This is a genomic window from Bacteroides mediterraneensis (assembly GCF_900128455.1).
Taxonomy (GTDB): domain Bacteria; phylum Bacteroidota; class Bacteroidia; order Bacteroidales; family Bacteroidaceae; genus Phocaeicola; species Phocaeicola mediterraneensis.
Window position 1 is genome coordinate 2,388,277 of the sequence record NZ_LT635783.1, and the last position, 16,656, is coordinate 2,404,932.

15 protein-coding genes are annotated in these 16,656 nt (G+C 50.8%); 13 read left to right on the top strand and 2 right to left on the bottom strand.

Features of this window, described 5'->3' with window-relative positions; genetic code table 11:
* The first annotated feature begins 1 nt into the window (after position 1).
* Both BQ7480_RS09975 and BQ7480_RS09980 read left to right on the top strand, forming a co-directional pair.
* Positions 2–1,039, top strand: coding sequence for an agmatine deiminase family protein (locus BQ7480_RS09975; protein ID WP_072542721.1), 1,038 nt, complete (start codon positions 2–4; stop codon positions 1,037–1,039).
* Positions 1,036–1,923: a carbon-nitrogen hydrolase gene (locus tag BQ7480_RS09980; protein WP_072542722.1), complete on the top strand. Its 888-nt coding sequence runs from the start codon at positions 1,036–1,038 to the stop codon at positions 1,921–1,923. The genes BQ7480_RS09975 and BQ7480_RS09980 overlap by 4 nt, the downstream gene beginning before the upstream one ends.
* 81 nt (positions 1,924–2,004) lie before the next feature.
* Here the strand turns inward: BQ7480_RS09980 and BQ7480_RS09985 are convergent, their stop codons facing one another.
* Positions 2,005–3,510: a TrkH family potassium uptake protein gene (locus BQ7480_RS09985; protein WP_072542723.1), complete on the bottom strand. Its 1,506-nt coding sequence runs from the start codon at positions 3,508–3,510 to the stop codon at positions 2,005–2,007.
* 295 nt (positions 3,511–3,805) lie between these two features.
* Here BQ7480_RS09985 and BQ7480_RS09990 point away from each other — a divergent pair, with 295 nt between their 5' ends.
* From BQ7480_RS09990 to mobV, 5 genes are all read left to right on the top strand, one after another.
* On the top strand, positions 3,806–5,035 hold the full coding sequence (locus tag BQ7480_RS09990; RefSeq protein ID WP_072542724.1) for a site-specific integrase: 1,230 nt from the start codon (positions 3,806–3,808) through the stop codon (positions 5,033–5,035).
* Positions 5,032–5,403: a virulence RhuM family protein gene (locus BQ7480_RS09995; protein ID WP_072542725.1), complete on the top strand. Its 372-nt coding sequence runs from the start codon at positions 5,032–5,034 to the stop codon at positions 5,401–5,403. The genes BQ7480_RS09990 and BQ7480_RS09995 overlap by 4 nt, the downstream gene beginning before the upstream one ends.
* A gap of 270 nt (positions 5,404–5,673) precedes the next feature.
* Positions 5,674–6,867, top strand: a complete 1,194-nt coding sequence (locus BQ7480_RS10000) for a primase-helicase family protein (protein ID WP_072542726.1) — start codon at positions 5,674–5,676, stop codon at positions 6,865–6,867.
* Between the two features lie 12 nt (positions 6,868–6,879).
* Complete coding sequence (locus tag BQ7480_RS10005; protein ID WP_072542727.1) at positions 6,880–7,263, top strand: hypothetical protein; 384 nt, start codon at positions 6,880–6,882, stop codon at positions 7,261–7,263.
* Positions 7,264–7,448: 185 nt separating this feature from the next.
* On the top strand, positions 7,449–8,819 hold the full coding sequence (gene mobV / locus BQ7480_RS10010) for a MobV family relaxase (RefSeq protein ID WP_072542728.1): 1,371 nt from the start codon (positions 7,449–7,451) through the stop codon (positions 8,817–8,819).
* A 77-nt stretch (positions 8,820–8,896) separates the two neighbouring features.
* Here the strand turns inward: mobV and BQ7480_RS10015 are convergent, their stop codons facing one another.
* Positions 8,897–9,460 (bottom strand): Crp/Fnr family transcriptional regulator, encoded by a 564-nt coding sequence (locus tag BQ7480_RS10015; protein ID WP_021928157.1) that lies wholly within the window; start codon positions 9,458–9,460, stop codon positions 8,897–8,899.
* Between the two features lie 156 nt (positions 9,461–9,616).
* On the opposite strand from BQ7480_RS10015, the gene BQ7480_RS10020 reads away from it, so the two are divergent.
* From BQ7480_RS10020 to BQ7480_RS10050, 6 genes are all read left to right on the top strand, one after another.
* Complete coding sequence (locus BQ7480_RS10020) at positions 9,617–9,943, top strand: DMT family transporter (RefSeq protein WP_072542729.1); 327 nt, start codon at positions 9,617–9,619, stop codon at positions 9,941–9,943.
* Positions 9,944–9,958: 15 nt separating this feature from the next.
* On the top strand, positions 9,959–11,161 hold the full coding sequence (locus BQ7480_RS10025; protein ID WP_072543981.1) for an MFS transporter: 1,203 nt from the start codon (positions 9,959–9,961) through the stop codon (positions 11,159–11,161).
* Positions 11,162–11,833: 672 nt separating this feature from the next.
* Positions 11,834–13,360 carry an MATE family efflux transporter gene (locus tag BQ7480_RS10035; protein ID WP_072542731.1) on the top strand — a complete coding sequence of 509 codons (1,527 nt, stop codon included), beginning with the start codon at positions 11,834–11,836 and terminating at the stop codon, positions 13,358–13,360.
* Complete coding sequence (locus BQ7480_RS10040) at positions 13,357–14,361, top strand: glycosyltransferase family 2 protein (protein WP_072542732.1); 1,005 nt, start codon at positions 13,357–13,359, stop codon at positions 14,359–14,361. Before BQ7480_RS10035 ends, BQ7480_RS10040 begins: the two co-directional genes overlap by 4 nt.
* A gap of 63 nt (positions 14,362–14,424) precedes the next feature.
* Positions 14,425–15,519: a glycosyltransferase family 4 protein gene (locus tag BQ7480_RS10045; RefSeq protein WP_072542733.1), complete on the top strand. Its 1,095-nt coding sequence runs from the start codon at positions 14,425–14,427 to the stop codon at positions 15,517–15,519.
* On the top strand, positions 15,516–16,649 hold the full coding sequence (locus BQ7480_RS10050; protein WP_072542734.1) for a glycosyltransferase family 4 protein: 1,134 nt from the start codon (positions 15,516–15,518) through the stop codon (positions 16,647–16,649). The genes BQ7480_RS10045 and BQ7480_RS10050 overlap by 4 nt, the downstream gene beginning before the upstream one ends.
* Positions 16,650–16,656 lie beyond the last annotated feature (7 nt).

Genomic DNA, 16,656 nt, shown 5'->3' on the forward strand with positions numbered 1-16,656 from the left:
TATGGAAAAGACGTACTATCTTCCTGCCGAATGGCACCCACAGAGCTACATACAGCTCACCTGGCCCCATGCAGAGACCGACTGGGCCTATATGCTCGACGAAGTGGAAACCTGCTTTGTCCGCCTGGCAACCGAAATCGCCAAGCGCCAGCCCCTGCTGCTCGTGGCACCGGAGTTTCCGGCGGCCCTGGCTGATTTTCCCTACCGGGACCGTATCACGTTTGTGGAATGCTCCACCAACGACACATGGGCCCGCGACCACGGATTCATTACCCTGCTGGAAAGGCACACCGACCCTCTCCTGCTCGATTTCTGTTTCAACGGCTGGGGTATGAAATTTGCCGCCTGCAAAGACAACCTCATCAACAGCCGTGTGTTCAAAACCGGTGTATTCAATGGCGACTACATCAACTGCCGTAACTTCGTGCTGGAAGGCGGTTCTATTGAAAGCGACGGAGAAGGCACTCTGCTGACCACCTCTCCCTGCCTGCTGGCTCCCAACCGTAACGACACACTCTCAAGAAAGGACATCGAAACCTACCTGACAGACCGCTTCAACCTGCGACAGGTGCTCTGGCTGGACTACGGCTACCTGGCCGGTGACGACACCGACAGCCACGTGGACACCCTGGCTCGTCTCTGCCCCGACCATACCATCACCTACGTGCAGTGTCTGGACAAGGATGACGAGCACTACGGCGCCCTCCGTTCCATGGAAGACCAGCTCAAGACCTTCCGTACCCTCGACGGAGACCCTTATCGTCTGCTTCCGTTGCCGATGCCCGAGGCCATCTACGACGAAAACGGCGAACGCCTTCCGGCTACTTACGCCAACTTCCTGATTATGAACGAGGCGATACTTTATCCTACTTACGACCAGCCGGAACACGATGCCCGTGCCGCTCAGGTACTGGCCGAAGCCTTCCCCGGACGTGAAATCGTAGGCGTGGACTGCCGTGCCCTCATCAAACAGCACGGGTCTCTCCACTGTGTCACCATGCAATATCCTGAATCTGTAAAAAACAACATAGAATCATGAAACGAACCATCCGTGTCGGCCTCGTACAGCAATCCTGTACCCCCGACCTCAAACTGAATCTTGAGAAACTGCACCGCAACATTGCCTCCGTGGCACAAGCCGGTGCACAACTGGTAGTGCTCCAGGAACTTCATAACACCCCCTATTTCTGCCAGACAGAAGATACCAACTTGTTCGACTTGGCAGAACCTATCCCCGGTCCTTCCACCGGCTTTTACAGTGAGATAGCTGCCGCCTACCATATTGTGCTGGTCACCTCCCTGTTCGAACGTCGTGCCGCCGGACTGTATCACAACACCGCCGTGGTGTTCGACGCAGACGGAAGCATTGCCGGAAAGTACCGCAAAATGCACATTCCCGACGACCCTGCTTATTATGAAAAGTTCTACTTCACCCCTGGCGACCTGGGCTTCGAACCCATCGAGACCTCTCTCGGCAAACTGGGCGTGCAAGTATGCTGGGACCAGTGGTATCCCGAAGGAGCCCGCATTATGGCTCTGAAAGGCGCCGAACTCCTGATTTATCCCACGGCCATAGGTTGGGAAAGCAGTGACACCCAGGAAGAGAAGATGCGCCAGCTCGGTGCATGGGTCACCGTACAGCGCGGCCATGCCGTAGCCAACGGACTGCCCGTCATCGCCGTGAACCGTGTAGGTCTGGAACCTGACCCATCCGGACAGACCAACGGCATCCAGTTCTGGGGCAACAGTTTCGTGGCCGGCCCACAAGGTGAGATTATCGCCCAGGCCAGCAACTTGAAAGAAGAAAACATGGTGGTAGAAATCGATATGGACCGTAGCGAGAACGTACGCCGCTGGTGGCCCTTCCTGCGCGACCGTCGCATCGACGAGTTCGAACAGCTTACCCGCCGCTTTATCGATTGATGATCAATCCCTCATATAAAAGAAAAGAGCCATTGCCGTGGAGGCAGTAGCTCTTTTCTTTTTATCTTGATTTTCTCTTTCTTACCGTCTTTCCCAGAAACTTGGAGTCAGCAACAACAGTACCCCGAACAGCTCCAGACGTCCAATCAACATCATGAACGACAACAGCCATTTTGCCATATCCGGCAGTGCGCTCCAAGAAAAAGCCGGACCGAAAGCTCCCAGTCCCGGCCCTACGTTACCGATACTTGACACCGACAGACCGAAAGATTCCTCCAGCCCGACGCCCATACACATCAGCGCCAGCCAGCAAACAAAAATGCAGAAGAAATAGAACAGCACAAACGTCATCACCGTGGCAATCGTCCGTTGCGAAGCCGCCATCCGGTTCAGCTTTACCGGCAATACCGCACGCGGATGCATCAGCCGGTGAAACTCGTTCTTCACGTTGCGCAGCACCACCAGCAGACGTACAATCTTGATACCGCCGGCCGTAGACCCGGCACATCCACCTGCTATCATGGCGTAAATCAGCAACATCCACGTGAAAGGCGCCCACATATTATAGTCATCCGTAGCAAATCCACACGAGGTGTGAACGGAAGCCACCTGAAACAACGATTTGCGGAAAGCCTCTTCCAGTCCATAATGATTGTGCCAATAGAGTGATCCCGTAATCAACAGTGTCACTCCCACAATGGAAATAAGGAACAACCGGAACTCTTCATCCTTGAACAAATGTTTCACTCGCCCCGTCATACACATGAAATACAGAGAGAAGTTCACTCCCGAAAGTATCATGAAAATAGCGATTACATATTCTATAAAAGGCGAATTCCAATACGCCACACTGTCCTGTTTGGTAGAATATCCTCCGGTAGCCGTCGTGGAGAACGCATGACATACCGCATCAAACAAATCCATGCCGCCCAGCAACAGCAGCACCGTTACCACGACCGTAAGAATCAGGTACACCGTCCACAACCACTTGGCCATGATACTGATTTTCGGATGAATCTTATCGTGCGTCACCCCTGTCGCTTCAGCGGAGAAGAGTACCTGGTTTCCCACCCCGAAGATAGGCAGTACCGCAATCGTGAAGAACACGATTCCCAATCCTCCAATCCATTGCGAGAAACTCCGCCAGAACAACATACCGTGGGAAAGCGACTCGATGTCGTCCAGAATGGTCGCTCCCGTCGTAGTAAAGCCAGACATCGTTTCAAAAAAAGCGTCTGCTATTGAAGGAATACTCCCGCTGATGTAAAAAGGCAACATGCCGAAGCCTGTGAAAAGCAACCAGGTAAAGGCCACGATGCAATATCCATCACGTCGTGTTACCCGGTTTTCGGCTCCTTTACCCAGTAACAGCAAAAGACTCCCTACAGCTACATTGATAATCGTCGTGTAGATAAAATAAAGATAGTCTGCCTCTCCATAACACAAGGATACCCCTGCACAAACCAGAAACATCAACGCTTCCATGAAGAGCAAGACCCCTAAAATGCGGAAAATCATCCTTTTGTTTATCAAACTGTTTTCCCTGTTGGCTGTCACATTGACCGCTGTCGATATAAAATCTTCCATGTATTTCTATGTGTTTACCATGCAAACTTACGGAAAATCTATGGAATATCCGCCGAAATTCGGCAGAAATGCGAATTTGAAATTGGGAATTAAGCAGTTAGGAGAAAATCGTGGAAGTTGGGCAGAGGGCTGAAAAGCGTTTCAAAGCGGATTGCGGCAGAAGAACGGTTTCCTAATCGTTACCCGCCAAAAGTGCAGATTTAACAGTCTCCGATTTATTTGCGCCGTTCTGCGTAGATTTGCTTGTCAAGGTTTAACTCGTTGATTTATAGTTTTGCAACCAAAAAGAACGAGTATGACAAGGAGTACATTTCGCGTGCTGTTCTATGCGAACGGCAGCAAGGAGAAGAACGGAATTGTCCCCATCATGGGACGGGTTACAATCAACGGGACGGTGGCGCAGTTCAGTTGCAAGCGGAGCATCGCAAAGGAGCTTTGGGACGCAAAAGGCAACCGTGTCAAGGGCAAGAGCCGTGAAGCGAGGGAGACGAACCTTGCGCTTGACAACATAAAGGCGCAAATCATCAAGCACTACCAGCGCATATCCGACCGTGAGGCGTATGTTACGGCTGAAATGGTGCGCAACGCCTATCAGGGCATCGGTGGTGAGTATGAGACGCTGCTCAAAGCCTTTGACCGTGAGAACGAGGTGTTCAAAAAGCGTGTCGGCAAGGACAGGAAGCTGGCGACCTATCAGTCACGGGTAGTAGCAAGAAACTATGTGGCGGCATTCATCAAGTCGTTCTACAAACGCAGTGATATGTCCATGCTGGAACTTACGCCCGACTTCATCAAGGAGTTCGCGGTCTATCTTTCCACGGAAGCGGGATTGCGCAACGGCACGATATGGGAAAAGTGCATGTGGCTGAAAGGTGTGGTGATGAGGGCGCACTTCAACGGGCTGATACCGAGAAATCCGTTTGCGCAGTTCCACATCAGCCCGAATGTCAAGGAGCGTAAGTTTCTGACGGAGGACGAGTTGAAGGCGGTGATGACACACGAGTTCGCAGACCCGAAGCTGGCATACATCCGTGACCTGTTCGTGTTTGCGAGCTTCACCGCCCTCTCTTTCGTGGACATCAAGGAACTGACCAACGACCGCATCGTGGAAGTGAACGGCGAGAAGTGGATTATTTCCAAGCGGCACAAGACGGGCGTACCGTTCCAAGTGAAGCTGCTGGACATCCCCTTACAGATAATCGAGCGTTACCGTCCGTTTCAAGAAAACAACTTCGTATTTCCCAACCTGAACTATTGGTCAATCTGCAAGCCGTTGAAGAAAATGATACGGGAATGCGGTGTGAATAAGGACATCAGCTTCCATTGCTCACGTCATGGATTCGCAACCTTGGCCCTCTGCAAGGGTATGCCGATAGAGAGCGTAAGCCGCATTTTGGGTCATACGAACATCGAAACGACCCAAATCTATGCGAAGATAACCGTGGAGAAGCTGGATAACGACCTCACGATGCTGGGCGACAAGCTGAGCAAGTCATTCGGTAACATCAAAGTGGCAGGGATATGAAACGGACAACAATCACAATGGATGTGTGCGGCAGGATTGCCGTGCCGTCCGATACCGCCAATTTGTGGATGAGCGAAATGGAATTGGTAAGGCTGTTCGATGTAATCGCCCCGATACTCCGTGCCGCTATCCGAGCCGTGTACAAGACCGGAGTGTTGCAGCCTTGCGAGGTGGAAAGACGCATCAGGCTGCCCAATGGTTATTATGCGGATGTGTATGCCTTGCCTATGGTCGTGGCACTCGCTTTCCGTATCAATACGCCAAATGCCGCAAGGGTACGCAATACCCTGCTCAAAAGGCTGTGCTTGCGAAAAGAAAGACAAATGCTGTGGTTTTCGTTAGGCAGCAGTACAGCGTGTAAATGTTAGCGGGTGCAGTTGCGTGTCAATACGCCCGTGCATTCACACAACCCAAGTCTGCCCGAAGAAGTATCATTTTCCGCTTCTTCGGGCTTTTTCTTTTCGCCTTTGGATGGCTGATATTGCCCGTTCCGCCGCATTTTCTTATCGGTCAGTTTCTTTTGCGCCGTTTCGCATAGTTTTACTTATCAATGTTTTAGCCGTCCTGCCGTAGCTTTGCAACCATGTTTAATCCGCTTGCCGACAAGGTGTCGGCGGCACTAAAACCAAGTAAAGCCAATGACAGAAAAAGAAGAATTCATCCGAGTAGGCACAACGCTCTACAAGATTGTGAACCAGCCCCGTATTGACGGCGGCTATGTGAGGAAGCGCATCGCATGGAACTCTGAGACCTTGCGGCAGGACTACGGCAAGGACTATATGGCTGGCATCCCGAAGTATGACGGCTTCTGCACCGTACCCGACCATGTGGGATACAAGCCCGTAGTCGGCAAGTTCCTCAACCTCTACGAGCCGATAAGCCATGTTCCCGTGCAGGGCGACTTCCCCTGCATCCGCTCGCTGGCGGAACACATCTTCGGCGAACAGTACGAGTTGGGCATGGACTATTTGCAGTTGCTCTACCTTTACCCCGTACAGAAGCTGCCCATCCTGTTGCTCGTGTCCGAAGAGAGGAACACGGGCAAGAGTACGTTCCTGAATTTCCTGAAAGCCGTGTTCCAAAACAACGTGACGTTCAACACCAACGAGGACTTCCGCAGCCAGTTCAATTCAGATTGGGCTGGCAAGCTGCTCATCATGGTGGACGAGGTGCTGCTCAACCGCCGTGAGGACAGCGAGCGGTTGAAGAACCTCAGCACCACACTATCCTACAAGGTGGAAGCGAAAGGCAAGGACCGTGACGAGATAGGATTTTTCGCCAAGTTCGTGCTTTGCTCCAACAACGAGCACCTGCCCGTCATCATTGACGCAGGAGAGACACGCTATTGGGTGCGGAAGATTGTGCCGTTACGAAGTGACGATACCGACTTCCTGCAAAAACTGAAAGCGGAGATACCCGCTTTTCTCCATTTCCTGCAACACAGGCAGCTATCCACCGAAAAGGAAAGTCGTATGTGGTTCAACCCGAAGCGGCTGGAAACGGATGCACTGCGGAAGATTATCCGAAGCAACCGCAACCGTTTGGAGATAGAGATGGCGGAACTGCTGCTCGACATCATGGCAAGCGTGGGCGTCAGTTCTGTTTCTTTTTGCCTCAATGACATTATCCCGTTGCTCGTCTGCTCGCAAGTAAAGGTGGAGAAGTCGCAGGTTCGGATAGTGGTGCAGGAATGCTGGAAGCTGGCTCCTGCATCCAATTCGCTTTCCTACACCACCTATCAATACGACTACAACCGTGAATGCCGTTACTCGCCCGTCAGGAGGATTGGACGCTACTATACGGTAAGCAAGGAACAGTTAGAAACACTCTGATATTTTGATGAAATGATGAAAGCATATATAAACATAAAGAATAACAGCAACTTACATGCTCATCAAACGCTCAACAAAAGGATTGGGCTGATGAAAAGAGAAAACGGACGCAGCCCCACACATCACTTTTCTTTTGGCGAGCGGTTTGATGAAACGCTGATGAAGGGTTATTGCATTAGCTGTCAGCATATTATACTACCTAATCATCAATTCATCGGAATTTCACCCTTCATCAAGTCTGCCGGGGAAGCAGCAGAGGTGAATATCGCCATCCGCAGACAGGTCGGACGGACTTCCAGTCTGCCGACAGACAAGGGAAAGCCGATGTCGCTGGCGAAAAGAAAAAGGCAGCCAATGTCCGCCGACATCATCGCTGACGCCGCCGCAGGCTTTTAGGAAACAAAAAGCCATAGCTCATTAGGGCGTTTTCTTCACGCACCGCTGACGCTAATGCTAAAAACGCCCCAATGAGCCAGCGGGGTTGCACCCCTCTGGACACCCCCGTTTGCCCCATGCGGTTATGACCGCAGGCAGACGGACACCGACAAACAAGTTTGTACAACCTAAAAAACAAGAAACGAATGGGATATATCAGCATCCAAATCAACAAGGCGAAAGGTTCGGCTGACACGGGCGCATCCGACCATATAGAACGCAAGACCACGCCCAAGAACGCAGACCCCACACGCACCCATCTCAACCGTGAGTTGGTGGAGTTTCCCGACGGCGTGGCAGACCGCACCGAAGCGATAAGCCACCGCATCCGCACAGCTGGCATCAAAAGGAAGATAACGCCCGACCAAGTGCGGGCAATCCGCATCGTGCTTTCGGGCACGCATGAAGATATGGTGAGAGTGCAGGACGAAGGCAGGCTGGGTGAATGGTGCGATGACAACCTGCAATGGCTACATCGCACATTCGGCAGGGAGAACACCGTTTCGGCAGTACTGCACATGGACGAACACACGCCGCACATCCATGCAACGGTCGTGCCGATAGTGACGGGAGAGCGCAGGAAAGCCAAGAAGAAACAAGCGGACAGCAAACGCACCTACCGTAAGAAAGCCAATGCCGTGCGCCTGTGCGCCGATGACCTCATGAGCCGTGAAAGGCTTGTTTCCTATCACGACAGTTATGCCAAGGCGATGGCGAAGTACGGCTTGAAGCGTGGCATACGGGGTTCAGAGGCACGGCACACCACCACCGCCCAATACTACCGAGACCTGAAACGGCAGACGGGAGAGCTTGAAGCCAACGTGCAGCAGTTGCAGACCGAACGCCAACAGGCAAAGCAGGAACTTGACGAAGTCAAAAAAGAAATCAAGTCGGAGAAGCTGGAAGCCGCCAAGACCGAGGCGAAAGCGGCACTCGTGGCAAAGGTCGGTTCTCTTTTGGGCAGTGGCAAGTTGAAAGGGCTGGAAGCCGACAACCGCACCCTGCAAGGCGAGGTTGCCGCCCGTGACGAGAGTATCGAATTATTGCAAAAGCAGATGGAGCGGCAGCAGGAGGAACACAGCCGCCAATTGGTGGAACTGCAAGCCAAGTACCGCAGGGAAATGGCGGACAAGGAAGCGGCACACCAAGAGGAAGTGTCATTCCTAAAATCCATTATCCAAAAAGCCAAGAAATGGTTTCCGCTGTTTCAAGAGCTGGTGTATATGGAGAAGTTCTGCCTTAAAGTCGGCTTCAACGAGAGGCAGACTGCCACGCTCATCAGCGGCAAACCGCTGTTCTACGAGGGCGAACTCTATTCGGAGGAACACAGGCGGAAGTTCAAGACCGAGAGGGCAGGCTTCCAAGTGGTAAAAGACCCGAAAGACAAAGCTAAACTTGCGCTTGCCATCAACGGGCAACTGATTGGCGAATGGTTCAAGGAGCAGTTTGGCAGGCTGTTCTCATCCGTTAAAAGGACGGTTGAACCGCTTAGGAGAGGCAAGGGCATGGGATTATAAACAATACCAACGGAAAAATAGCAAGTTTGTGTTTGGGGCAGACCAAAACCGCTTGCTATCCTCAGTTGGTTGAAACGTCATTTTATTTGTGCCCGAATCCTACTCAAACTTGCCTGTGTGATGCCTAAATAGGTGGCGATACTTCCTAACGGCAACCGCTGTAACAAATCAGGCTCTTTCTCTAACAACTCGTGATACCGTTCCGAGGCGACGGCTGACAACATGGAAATCAGCCGTTCCTCGGCAGCAAGCAGTTCCATTTCCGCATAACGCCGTCCCCAATTGGCTATGTGCAAATCCTTCAAGAATAACTCTTTCAGTTTTTTCCTTTCCAATACATATAAGACAGAATTTTCCATCAGCTCCATTGTTTCATACCCCGGTTCGTCATTCACATATCCTTTCATGGAAACAATAGTCGCCCCTTCCTTGCCGACCCAAAAGGTAATTTCTTTTCCCTCTACCGAAGTATAGGCGCGGACAATGCCTTTCTTGATGAAAAAGATGTCTTTTTCTATCTTGCCATATTCCAACACTTGGAATCCTTTTGGGTATGAGACTTCCGTCAGGCATTGCCGCAACTTGTCCAAAGACGCATCTGGCATGGCATATCTCTGGTTGATGATTTCCTTTATATCCATAAGTCATTTTGTTGTGGTACAAAATTATAAAATAGCGCACAGAAACAGCTGCTAACGGCTGTTTTTTGTCAAATGCAAAATCCGTTTTTACCAAATGTAAAAAACGGTTAGAAATTACTTGCTTACTTTTGCACCCGAATTTAATAAATCATAGGTATGAATTGGATAATTTTATTTTTGGCAGGATTGTTTGAGGTAAGCCTTACATTCTGCTTGGGAAAAACGAGAGAGGCATCAGGTATTGGTTTTTATCTGTGGGGAAGCGGTTTCTTGGCTTCTACGGTATTGAGTATGACATTACTTGCCAAAGCGGTTCAGACTTTGCCTTTGGGTACGGCATACGCCATTTGGACGGGTATCGGAGCGGTCGGCACGGTCTTGATTGGGATATTCGTTTTCAAAGAGCCGGCCACTCCCATACGGCTTTTCTTCCTGTTCACGCTCATTGCCTCCTTGATTGGATTGAAAGTTGTGTCATACTGAAAGGAGGAATAAATGATGAAATATGAATTGAGAGAAAACCGCGGCATTCCGGCACCTCTGCTGGCTCTGCTGGCAGTCGCTACCGGGCTTTCCGTTGCCAACTGCTACTACAACCAGCCTTTGTTGGGCAGCATGGCAAAGGATTTTGGGGTAAGCGACTTTTCTGCCAGCATGGTTGCGACATTGACCCAGATAGGTTATGTAGTCGGACTTGTGTTTGTCATTCCGCTTGGCGATTTGGTTTCACGAAAGCAGCTGATATTGACCAATTATATCATTTCATCGTGCGCATTGCTTGCCATAGCACTTGCCCCTAACATCTATTGGGTGTGGGGCGCATCCTTGCTTGCCGGAGCCTCTTCGGTTATGCCGCAGTTCTTCATCCCGTTGGTGTCTTTCCATTCAGCACCAGCACACAAGGTACGCAACGTGGGGATTATACAGTCCTGTCTGCTCATAGGCATTCTTGGCTCACGGGTGTTAAGTGGTTTCCTGGCTGATATGTGGGGATGGCGTTCCGTCTATTTTGTGGCTTGTGTGTTTATGCTCGGATGCTTTCTTATGATTTACAAGATGCTTCCCGTTCTGCCTGCTCGTTCACGTGAAAATTATGCGGGTCTGATGAAATCCTTGTTGCGTCTGCTTGCCAAATACCCGTACTTGCGTATCGCTTCGTTGAGGGCGGCATTGGCTTATGGCTCGTTCTTTGCGTTGTGGAGTTGCCTTGCTTTCCGGATGAAGCAAGAGCCTTTCTTTGCGAGTGACGATATTATCGGCGCACTCGGTTTGTGCGGATTGGCAGGTGCGTCTACGGTTGTATTCATTAGCGGCTATATCCAGAAGTACGGCGTAAGGTTCTTCTCCATTGTCGGGGGATGTGTTATCTTGGCTGCATGGTTGTTGGCATTTTTTGGAAATGACAGCTACTTGTGGATGATAATCGCCATCCTTTTGATTGATGCAGGAATGCAATGCATCCATTTGTCAAATCAGACCAGCGTGGTCTCCCTTGACGCATCCGCCATCAACCGAGTCAATACCGTTTATATGACCATCTACTTTCTGGGCGGTTCTGCTGGTACGTTCGTTTCAGGTCTGTTTTGGCAACATTACGGATGGGCAGGCGTGGTAGGAGTAGGAGTTGCCTTTACCGTGGCTTCCTTGTTCGTTAATTGCTTCCAACCAAGACTGCATAAGGATGAATGCTCAATATTCTGACTAAAATAATTTTTGGAATGATCCTTTCAGTCTGAATATTTTTCATACCTTTGTACCGTAAGAGTTTCCCGAACAAGCAAAGCGATGCAGACCACGGCAATTAGAACGGTTACCAACTCATTACCCGAAAACGAGGTAATTCTTCTAACTCTCTTGATTTCAAAGAGGTATATTCCTTATACAGATTTACAGAAAATCTCTGGAATAACCTTGTGAAACAGAAAAAAAGTGAACAAAGCCCCCTGTAAATCCGTTCATATCCTGAAGACTTCCGAAGATTTTCGAAGGCTTTGGAGGTGATAATGAAGACTTTTGACGACCACCTCAAAACGCAAGTGCGTTTCAACTCAAACGCAAGTACGTTTTGATCAAAACGCACTTACGTTTCAAGTAAAACGTAAGGACGTTTTTCCGGCCCTGTATTTGCGGCTTTCACGACATGAAAACAGCTTGAAAAAATGCGGAACAGAGGATGCAGTATTTCTCCATACAACGCATTTGTTTACTGAACCCCCTCGAAAAAGCCTTTTTGAGATGGGTTATTTTGGCTTTTCAGCAAAAAGGAATACTTTTGCAAACGAAAAATCTCACGCTTACCTTGCATACCTTATTATCTGGCCGGATGGACAGGTATGGGACAGGTAACGGCGAAGCGTACCTAAACTAGAACGAATGTCCGATTCCTCCAACAAACGAATCGCTATAAATACGGTGTTGCTATATGTACGAATGTTGTTTCTCGTACTGATTAGCCTGTACACTTCACGTATCGTCCTGAAGACACTGGGCGTAGAAGATTTCGGTATCCACAATGTCGTGGCCGGCATCATCTCTTTCCTCGGATTTCTCACCGGCTCGCTTTCCGGAGCCTCATCCCGATTTATCACATTCTCTTTGGGAAAAGGGGATTTACCTCAACTCAAAGCGACTTTTGGGAACATCCTCCTCATTCACCTGCTCTTTGCCTTTCTCATTCTGGTGCTGGGGGAAACCCTCGGCCTGTGGTTCGTCTCTACCCAGCTGAACATTCCTCCAGAAAGAGAAACGGCGGCCTTCTGGGTGTACCAGTTCTCCATCCTCACTGCCATAGGGAGCCTCGTCAGCATGCCCTACAATGCGGTCATCATCGCGCACGAAAAGATGTCGGCCTTTGCCTACCTCACCATAGGCGATGCCGTTTTGAAACTGGCGTCGGTGTTCCTCCTCATGTATCTGCCTTACGACAAACTGATTCTCTATGCGTTGTTCATCCTGTGTATCCAGTTCTTCGACTTTCTGGTCTACATCGCGTATTGCTCCCGAAAATTCGAGGAAACGCAATCGCTCCACCTCAAAATAAACAAATCCCTGTTCAAGGAGATTTTCTATTACACCGGCTGGACCATGAACGGTAACCTGGCCGTGTTCGGCTATACGCAGGGACTGAATATCCTGCTCAACATTTTTTTCAATCCGGCGGTCAATGCGGCGAGAGGCATCGCCGTACAGGTACAGAACATCATCAACAACTTCAGCGTCAATTTTCAGACGGCGGTCAATCCGCAACTCACCAAAAGTTATGCGCAGGAAGATTATGCACGCATGCACCAGCTGCTGGTGATGAGCTCCAAGTTTTCGGTGTTCCTCATGTGCTTCATCTGTCTTCCGCTCTCCCTGGAGATTGACCAGGTGCTGAAATGGTGGCTGGGAAGTTATCCCGAACATACCCGTATGTTCCTGCGGCTGATTCTTTTTACCAGTATTCTGTTTTGTCTGGCTAACCCGCTCATCACCTCCGTGCATGCCACCGGACGCATCAAACGGTTCCAGCTCATCGAGGGCAGTATGCTCCTGATGATTGTACCCCTGTCCTATCTTCTGCTGAGATTTTTCCACGTACCTCCTGAGAGCGTGTTTGTGGTGCATATCGTCGTGGAACTGTGTACCCAGTATGCCCGGGTACGCATCGTGTTGCCGATGATTAACATGGATAGAAAGACCTATATAAGGGAAGTAATCAGGCCGATTGTAAAGGTGGCTTTAACGGCTCCTGTCATTCCGCTACTCTTATACAACTACCTTCCGCAGAACATATTCACCTTTCTGGTGGTAGGAAGCGCATGTGTGTTGTCCGTCACCTCGTGTACGTATTTCTTCGGATGTACGGAAAAGGAACGTAGTATCATTACCCATAAACTGAGAACCCGACTGAAAAGATGAACCCGACCATTCCCTCCCTGTCTGTAATCGTGCCGGTCTACAAGGCCGAGAAATACCTTCCGCGCTGCATCGACAGCCTGCTTGCACAGACATTCAAGGATTTTGAACTGCTGTTGATAGACGACGGAAGTCCGGACCATTCCGGAAATATCTGCGACGCGTACGCCCGGAAGGACCCGCGCGTCCGCGTGTTCCACCAGCCCAACCGGGGGGTCAGCTCCTCCCGCAACCTGGGCATCGAACAGGCACGGGCCGAATGGGTGACATTCGTCGACAGCGATGACTGGGTGGAAACGGATTTTCTGGCACGGTTCCGTTTGGAGGAAGCTGAACCGGACACCTTCATCCTGCAAGGCTTCACCCACAACCATGAGCAGCACCCCGAAAAAGACTTCCGGTTCGGCTATTACAAAGAATGCGTGTTTCCCCTTTCCTCGGGCGAGGATGTAGCCCGGTATGACCTTCTACAGAATGGGTATCCCTTTGCCAAACTCTACCACAAGGAGAAACTGCAACGGCATTCTATCCGGTTCAATACGGCCATTTCCATCCACGAAGACCATGCGTTCGTATGGGATTACCTGTGCCAGGTCACCCGTGTCAGACTGATGGAGAGTGCCTCCTATCATTACGAAAAAAAGGTGGGCGAATCCTTGAGCAACAAGACTTACCCTCCCTCCGTATGGCTGGCGGCTTCGGACAGCCTGCTGGCCAGCCTTTCCATTCTGGAAGTCAAATGTCACCTCACGGGCAGCCGCTACCTGAAGGAAGTGTACACCGCTTACGGACTGGAACAGATTATGCAGGCCTTATATCACATGGATGCCTCGAATTTCCGGAGTGTCATTGCCTCGGCCCAAAAAAGGACGCCCCTTTTCGAACAGTATTTCCTGTCCCGGACTCCGCGACAGAAGCTGGTCTTGTACCTGCTGAAACAGAGATGGGGGAGCCAGCCCTTATGGCTTTTCATCCACCTGTCGCACAAGCTGTTCTCGAAATAAGACAAAGCGGTTACCCAAAAACAAACTATTTTTCATTCAGACTTCACGAACCAAGCTAAAGTAATGAAACTTCTTTTTGATTTATCCAGCAACCAGAGTATATATGATGGCGTGACGGTGTATGCCTTGCGTATCCTGAAAGGATTTCAGGAACATCACTATCCCCATATCATCCTTTTGGGCAATTCAGCCATCTGTGATTACCTCACGACCCATTTCCCGGAATACCCCTGTATCCAGGCCAATATCCACAACGAGAACGGTTCGCTTCTCAAGAACGGATGGAAGTGGCACCGGCAGGTACGGAACATCGACTGCGACGTCATTTTCTCGCCCAACCCTTATCTGACTTATTTCAGTTCCAAGAGAATCATCCAGACCGTCCACGACCTGCAACCCTTGAAGATTTACAAGGGCAGAACGTTATGGGCCTTCCGCATTTTCCTGCCGCTTGTCCTGCTCAGAAGCCACCGCCTCATCACCATTACAGATTTCGTACAAAAGGAAATCAAACGCATCTATCCGTTCATTTCCTCCCGGAAAATGCACACCATATCCAACTGCGTCAGCGTAGACCCCACCCGTTACCCGGAGTCCCCGCTGCCGGAAAAGTACCTGCTGTACGTCAGCACACTGTGGGAGTATAAGAATATCTTCACGCTGTTGCAGGCTCTCCATCTGCTGAAAGACCAGATTCCGCACAAACTGGTCATCATCGGGAAACCCATGGATGGGTACTGGGAGAAAGTATGTGTGCCTTATATCCAGGCCCACCATCTGGAGCCGCACATTCTTCACCTCCGCCAACCCGTCAGCGACCAGCTGCTGGCACAATACTACCAGTTTGCCGACCTCTTCATCCATCCCTCGTTGCTGGAAGGTTTCGGCTATCCGCCCATCGAAGCGGCCATCCACCGGACTCCGGTACTGACCACCAAAGAAACCGCTTTATACGAAAGTACGATGGGGCTGCTCAACTATTACGAACCAGCTACCGACCCGCAGGCGCTGGCTCACAAAATACGGGAACTGCTCGCCAATCCGCCTTCAGCCGAAAAGCTGGCACAGATTTCCGAGAAATTACGCCGTCAATACGATTATGCGGCACAAGCCGAAAAAGTCTATCAGTATCTGACCCAAAACGCTCCCCGCCCATGAACGTCCTTGTAGACATGACCCATATCACGCCCGACAAGCTGTATGCCAGCTTATCTATCTATGTGTTCCGTATGCTGGATGCCATGCCCGCCGCCGAGAGGAAGCATTTCACCCTGCTCATTCCCTCGGAACTGGAAGACTTCACCCGCCGGCGGTATCCAGAGTATGCGTACCTGCTTTTTCCGGCAACCCGGGCCCACGTGTCCCGCCACAAGCTGCTCAGAATCGCCCAACAGATACGGGTGTACAGACGCATCGTGAATTCGTCAGGCTGCGACATTCTTTTCATTGCCAACGACTTGTATCCTTACACCCACATCCGGACCCGCCTGAAGAAAGTGGTGGTGATACACGACTTGAAGGTCATCAAGGATACGCCCCGCTCGTGGGCAGGGAAGATAGCCCGCTACCTCAATTTCCGTTTCTACGCCTCTTTCATGAAGCATGCGGAGGTGGTTGTGGCCATTTCCAACTACACCAAAGAGGATATCCTGACACATTATCCTTCCGTCCGACCCGAGAAGATAAAAGTCATTTACAACAGTGTCCTGCTGGCCCAAGAAGCAGTTTCTCCTTTCAAGAATACCTCTGCTCCAGAAGACTACCTTCTATATGTCAATACGTTGCAACCTCACAAGAACCCGCTGACACTGCTCAAGGCTTTCCAACTGCTGAAAGACAAAATCAGCCATTCGCTGGTCCTCGTCGGGAAAGAAACCTCCTACTGGCAGGAGGAACTCCTGCCTTATCTACAGGCACATCAGCTGGAGTCGCGCATCCTCCACCTGCAGAACCTCCGCGAAGAGGAGCTCAGGTACTTGTACGAACACGCCCGTCTGTTCATCACCCCTTCCTTGCGCGAAGGCTTCGGCTATACCCCCATTGAAGCCGCCCTCTGCCAATGCCCTGTGGTCTGCTCCACCTGTGAAGCCCTGCCCGACACCACCCGCCGGCAACTAGTCTATTACCAGCCCCCACAGGATGCGGAAGCACTGGCCGAGACCCTTCTCCGCACCCTGCAGAATCCGCCTTCTCCCGCCCGACGGGCACAGATAGCGGCCGACTATCAGGATGCCTATTCGTGCACCCGCCAGGTACAGGATTTCCTCACCCTCTTCCATCACTGCTAACATGCCG